3 protein-coding genes are annotated in these 6,790 nt (G+C 54.8%); all 3 read left to right on the forward strand.

What is annotated here, in order from left to right; translation table 11 throughout:
- Window positions 1-153: 153 nt before the first annotated feature.
- On the forward strand, window positions 154-657 hold the full coding sequence (locus tag L692_RS0109540) for a ferritin (protein WP_025699329.1): 504 nt from the start codon (window positions 154-156) through the stop codon (window positions 655-657).
- A 170-nt stretch (window positions 658-827) separates the two neighbouring features.
- Window positions 828-1,865 (forward strand): NAD(P)/FAD-dependent oxidoreductase, encoded by a 1,038-nt coding sequence (locus tag L692_RS0109545; protein ID WP_025699330.1) that lies wholly within the window; start codon window positions 828-830, stop codon window positions 1,863-1,865.
- Window positions 1,866-2,161: 296 nt separating this feature from the next.
- A partial coding sequence (locus tag L692_RS0109550; protein WP_025699331.1) for an alpha-amylase family glycosyl hydrolase occupies window positions 2,162-6,790 on the forward strand: 4,629 nt, incomplete at its 3' end.

Below are 6,790 nucleotides of genomic sequence, written 5' to 3' on the forward strand. Positions count from 1 at the left end.
TGAGAAGCCCCTCCCTTTAGGGATGGGAGTCATCACGATGCTTTTTCAACATTTTTCTTCTATTTGCCACGTTTTTTCTCCTCATGTCAGGCCTTTGGGACAGGCTTCATGGTATGATGGAATAATAAATCATTAAGGATGGAGTGAGGTTACATGCAAGAGGAATTGGCAAAAGCGCTAAATGAGCAAATGAATTTTGAGTTCTATTCGGCGCATGTGTACTTGGCGATGGCGGCGTATTGTTCGGGCGAAAGTCTGGACGGGTTCGCGAACTTTTTTCAGATCCAGGCGGAAGAGGAACGTTTCCATGCGATGAAGATCTACAAATTCCTGAACGACCGCGATCAGCGGGCTACGCTGGCGGCGCTGCCTGAGCCGAAGAATGAGTATGCTTCCGTGCTCGAAGCTTTTGAGACAAGCTATGCCCATGAACAGAAGAACACCAGCAAATTCTATCATCTGGCCGATCTGGCGCTCGACGCGCGTGAGCATGCCACGATTTATTTCCTGAAATGGTTCATCGACGAGCAGGTTGAGGAAGAAGCGCTGTTCAGCAGCATTATCCAAAAGCTGAAACGGATCGAGAACGACAGCAACGCTTTCTTCATGATGGATGCGGAGTTTGCGGCCCGCACATTTACACCTCCGGCCGAGTAAATCCGGTTCCGGCTTCCAAGAGGTACATACGGTAAGGCATGAAGCCCAGGCCTGAGCGCTTGGGCTTTTTGTGTTGTCAGAAAGAGTGAATTCATGTACAATTTTAATGATAATGATTATCAATATCATATAATGAGAGAGCTACATAAGCTATTTACTGGAGGAGAGCGATGGAACATCAACCGGAATTATTCGATGTAACGGTTATCGGCGGCGGTCCCGCCGGAATGTATGCGGCCTTTTACAGCGGGATGCGCGACCTGAAGACCAAATTAATCGACGCGAATCAGGAGCTGGGCGGTAAAATGCTTGTCTACCCCGAAAAGGTCATATGGGATGTAGGCGGTGTTGGGCCTGTGCTTTGCAGGCAGCTCATCGATCGGCTCAAGCAGCAGGCGTCTACCTTTGATCCGGCCATTGTGCTGGGGGAGCAGATTGTCGCGATGGACCGGCAGGAGGATGGCACTTATCAGCTTGTCTCTGCGGAGGGCAGCATTCATTGGACTCGCACGGTCATTCTGTGTATCGGGTACGGCATTCTGAAGATGGCCAAGCTGGAGCTTGAAGGGGCCGACCGATACGAAATATCGAACCTGTATTATACCGTTCAGGAGCTGGAGCCATTCAGAGGAAAGCATGTGCTGATATCCGGCGGCGGTGACTCCGCGGTGGATTGGGCGAACGCGCTGGAGCCGGTGGCGGGACGGGTGACCATCGTACACCGGCGAGAGCAGTTCGGCGGGCATGAGAAAAATATCGCCGCCATGAAGGAGTCCTCGGTAACTGTGCGCACGCCTTATTCCGTAAGCCAACTGCATAGCGGCGGGGGAGAACGCATAGAGGAAGTGACTCTCTGTCATGTGGAAACCGGCGAAACCGCACGCTTTGAAGTGGACGCCGTCATAGTCAATCACGGAATGAAATCCGACTTTGGGCCTGTGCGGGGCTGGGGGCTGGATATGGGAGAATGGCATGTGAACGCCAGCGCCAGGCTGGAGACGAATCTGCCGGGCGTGTTCGCCGCCGGTGATTTTGCCAGCTATGACAGCAAGGTGAGGCTGATTGCGGGCACATTTACGGACGCGGTATTGGCGGTCAACAGCGCCAAGCTGTATCTTGATCCGGAAGCCCCCAAGACCGCCGGCGTCTCTTCCCACAACGAACGGTTTCAAGAGAAGAACAAAGCGCTGTGCGTCCCCCGGGAATAATCGGCAAGCTGGCCGTCTGATTACCGGGGCAAAAGACCGGGAAGGGTAGTCTATTCATATTTTCTATAAAATGCTAAATAAAGCGTTTACACCAAATCGGGCGTATGCTATGATCGAATAAACATGATCGTGCAAACGTTTGTGAATATTTCTGCTGTTATGCTTGGAATCCGGCTCAATCAGGTGCAATGAACTGAGTTTGACGCTGTCCTAAAGAAGCAGCAGATTTTTTATGTCTTCTGTGCAAACGTTGGCACAATGTTTGAATGCCATTAAAGCGGAGGGATACTATTTCTATGTCAATGGAGCATGAGAAGAAGAGCTGGCGTTGGACCTCTATTGTAACCGCTATCATTTTGGTTTTCCAGTTGTTTTCAGGGCTGCTGCCCGCAGAAGTGAACGCCGATTCGGACACGCCGGTTGCCGATTCATTGACCGAACAGCCGGGAGGGGCGACCAAGTGGATCGTTGTCGGCATTAAGAACTGGGATAACAGCGACGCGGAAATGCAGATGAAGCATCTGGTCGGCGGCTTTTACGAGCATTCCACTGTACTTGCGGAGGGACATTACGAATTCAAGCTCGTCAAATCCGGCACCTGGAGCGGATTCGACAACGGCGGCAATAACTTTGCCTTCGATCTGACCGCGCCCGCGAAGGTCAACTTCTACATAAATGAGGAGCTGAACGAGGCGCGAATCAGTCTGCCGAACGTGCAGGGCATCCCCCAGTATATTCCTGCTCTCACCCCTGACAAGCGGCCAAGGCTGGTCGGAGACTTGCAGCGCGTCTTCGGGGAAACGGAATGGTCCCCCGGGGACAGCCGCCAGTTTTTTGTCGATTATCACTTTGATAACACGGTGTACAAAATTCAGCGGAGTCTGCCTGCGGGAAGCTATCAGGCGAAGGTGATTTTCGGGACCGACTGGAGCAAGGACGAAAGCTACGGAGACAACGGCAGCAATCTGGCTGTAAATGTGCTTGATCCGGCCAATGTTACGTTTACGATCGATTACAGCTCCGGCAGCAAGAACCTTACCCATGATTATACGGCTAAAAATTCGGCTTACGACGGCAAAATCGATAAAGGCTCCGTCGCGTTCGATAGTCGTTCGATTACGTACAAGAAGCCCTTCGGCGCGATCAAAATGGGACAGCAGGATGTTACGCTGCGGATTGCCGCCTTGCAGGGCGATGTACAGCTTGCGAAGGTCGAGCTGACGAACCCGGATTCGCTTTCCAGGGATTTTACGATGAACCGGGTGACCACGGTAAATAACAAGGATTATTTTGAGGTGACGATTCCGGGCAGCCAGTTCTCCAAAATCGGCATCTGGGGCTATAAATTCATTCTGGTGGACGGTGCGGCCAAAGCCGAGTATGGAGACGATACCTCAAGAGGCGGGAGCGGAAGCGTAAGCGATGAAGGGGCTGTTCCTTACGATCTGACGGTCTATGATCCAGATTTCAAGACGCCCGACTGGATGAAGAACGCCGTCGTATATCAGATTTTTCCGGACCGTTTCTTTGACGGAGACAAGAGCAACAACCGCGCCAAGACGGCGGACGGTTACCGCGGGGCAAGCTCGGAGGAATATGCGACAGATAAGGGCGGACAGAAGCTCCAGTATTTTGACGGCGGGGTAGCGGATGATCTTGCGCCGGATCAGGTATGGGGAATGTGGAGCGACGTGCCGGAGAATCCGGACCGCAGCACAGCCGAGAATAAACCGTACTATCCGGAAGCCAGGACGGACGGGGCGTGGACCAACGAGTTCTACGGCGGGGATATTAAAGGGATTCAGGATAAGCTGGGCTATCTGAAATCGCTGGGCGTTACGACGCTGTATCTCAATCCCGTAGCCTGGGCTGCTTCCAACCATAAATACGACGCCACCGATTACGAGCATCTTGATCCGATGTTCGGCAAGCCGGTATATAACACGCCGGGCGAGCCGTCCTCGGGGCTGGATTACACGGCTTCACGGGCGGAATCCGACCGGGTGTATCAGGCTTTTGCCAAGGCTGCGCGCGGGCAGGGCATGCATATCATTAACGATGGCGTGTTCAATCATGTCGGAGACGACTCGATCTATTTTGACCGGTATGGCAAATATCCCGAAATCGGAGCTTACGAGTACTGGTCCAGGGTCTATGACAGAATGAACGCGGACAGCCTGTCCCAAACGGATGCGGAAGCCGCAGTACGCGCGGAGTTTACGGCCAAGGTCAATCCGCTGACGGGTGCGAAATATAAATATCCGGACGATTTTGCATACACGACCTGGTTCACCATATTGAATGAACAGGTCAAAAACCGCGACGACGACAACCTGCATTACAAATACGACGCATGGTGGGGCTATGACTCCCTCCCGGCGATGGACGCCAAGGACCCGCAAACGGAGCCGACGGACTTTTTCCCTGCGGACACGCAGGCGCTTGACGGGCAGAACGAATGGAACAACATCGGCTACCGGGAGGCGGTCATCGGGCATGATCTTGCCGGTCTTGGCGCAGCCTACGCGCAGAAGGCGATGGAATCCACCAACTCGCAGCGATGGATGTGGATGGGCTCAAGCGGCTGGCGGCTGGATGTCGCTCCCGACGTATCGAGCGGAACGTGGCGGAAATTCCGCGAAGCGGTCAAATCAACGGAAGGGAGAACGGATGCGAACGGCAATGCGATTGAAGACCCGGTTATTTTGGGCGAAGAATGGGGCGTGGCCACACGTTACCTGCTGGGGGACCAGTTCGACTCGGTAATGAACTACCGGTTCCGCGGCGCGGTTCAGAGCTATATGATTTCCGGTGACGCGAATACGCTGAACCAGTCGCTGGAATCGATCCGCGAGGATTATCCGCAGGAAGCGTGGCAGGCGATGCTCAACCTGGTTGACTCGCATGATACGACCCGTTCGATTACCAAATACGATCATCCCGACTATGAAGAGGAGCATTTGGTTATTGCCGATGAAGCTTCGGAGCATTCGCTCAAGCTGCAAGCGTTGACAGCGGTTCTGCAAATGGGATACCCCGGCGCTCCGACGATTTACTACGGGGATGAAGTCGGCGTCACGGGTACGAAGGACCCTGACTCGAGACGCGCTTTTCCCTGGGAGCGAATTATTGAGGGCAGCGGCGGCTACAGCGCGGCGGGCCAATATACGGAGCTGTTCAATACGTATCAGACGGCGGCAAAGGTTCGGAATGACAATGAAGTCTTTCGGACCGGCGATCTGAAGGTGGCCTATGCAAGCGGGGACGTTATTGTCTATGCCCGCAAGGATGATGCCAAGGCCGGACTGGTCGCCATTAACCGGGGAGACAGCGCCCGGACGGTGAACGCGGATGTGACCGGCTTTCTTCCCGAAGGCTTGAAGCTCCGGGATCAGCTCGGAAGCGGCGAGGAAGGAACGGTAACTGGCGGCAAAATCGGTCTGACGATCCCGGCGCTCTCCGGCATGATGCTGCTGTCAACGGGCGAGCTGTCGTTCGTGCCCCAGGTTACGGGACTTCACGCTGTCGGAGGAGACGGCAGTGCAACCCTGTCCTGGAACGCCGTGGACGGCGCCGAGGGTTATTCGATCTACCGCGCGGCCATTGAGGGCGGCGAGCTGCACAAGGTAGGCGAGAGCAGCGGCCTTGGCTACACGGACAGCAGCGTAACTAACGGCAATAAATACTACTACACCGTGACGGCGAAGGTGGGAGTCAGCGAAAGCGAGCCATGCGGTATGGCTTCGGCAACGCCGGCTTTTGTCATCCATTCCGTGACAACGGTGCAGGAAGCAACCTATATGACGGTCGGAGTAGGCAAGGCAACCTACGAAATTCTGGTGGATATTAACATTCCGGGACTGACGGATGTGCCGGCCTATCTCGGTCAGGAGCCGCCGGGCGTGATCGCGAAGCTGATCTATTACCCAGGCTCAGGCTCGCCGGAGCAGGCTTTGGAAACGAAGCTGCGTTATAAGACGGACAATACGGAAACCGGCTCCAAAATATATTGGGCGAAGTTCGAGCCGACCTTTGCAGGCAGCTATACGTATCTGGCTGAGGTATCTACGGACAATGGGGGACATTATGTAGCTTCCAATCCGTCCACCCTGGCCGTCTCCCCCGACCCGGATGATGACGAAGCGCCTGCGGCGCCTGTACTGGACGGCATTCCGGTAGAATCGAACATGACGCATCTGACCTGGGCCCTTGACGCGGCGGATGCCGCGGGCATCGAAATTTACCGGAAGGAAGCGGGAAAAGAGTACACGCTGGTTGCCTCTCTTGGCAGCAGCGTGCGGGAGTACAAGGATTATACGGTCAGCAATGATACGGCTTACACGTATAAGGTTGCCGCCTATGACGCCGCCTACAACCGCTCGTATTCGGCGGAAGAGGCGGTTACGCCGAAGCTCGTCATGGTCGATGTAACGCTTCGTCTGCATCTGCCGGATTACACGCCGAGCACGGACGGCATTTATATCGCGGGCGATTTCAACGGCTGGAATGCCGGAGGGACCGCTATGAAGGTGCCGAGCGGCGCGACCGACCGGAGTGTGGTCGAATATCATTTCAAGATGATGGCGGGCAAATCGATACAGTATAAATATACGCGCGGAGCATGGAGCACCGAGGCCTTTACGAGCCATGCGCGCAGTGCCGGTGACACGGAGGATATGGGGAACTGGGCATACAGCTCCACCGACACCAATATGAGGCAGACAATCGCCAATCAGGGCGGCAGCAAGCAGACAATCGACGATTACGTGCTGCGCTGGGTCGATATGCCGATGATTGTCACGCTGCCCCGGACCTCATACGGCTCGGATATTGAATATACGACGGATGAGAGCAAGATGAGCCTTAAAGCGAATGTTCCGTTCGGGGTATCCTTGACGATCAACGGGCAGCCGGTCGCGGCTGGG

Source organism: Paenibacillus forsythiae T98 (genome assembly GCF_000520735.1).
GTDB lineage: Bacteria > Bacillota > Bacilli > Paenibacillales > Paenibacillaceae > Paenibacillus_AQ > Paenibacillus_AQ forsythiae.

Coding starts and splice junctions, on each gene's coding strand:
- L692_RS0109540 (WP_025699329.1), top strand. CDS start 154: ATGCAAGAGGAATTGGCAAAAGCGCTAAATGAGCAAATGAATTTTGAG.
- L692_RS0109545 (WP_025699330.1), top strand. CDS start 828: ATGGAACATCAACCGGAATTATTCGATGTAACGGTTATCGGCGGCGGT.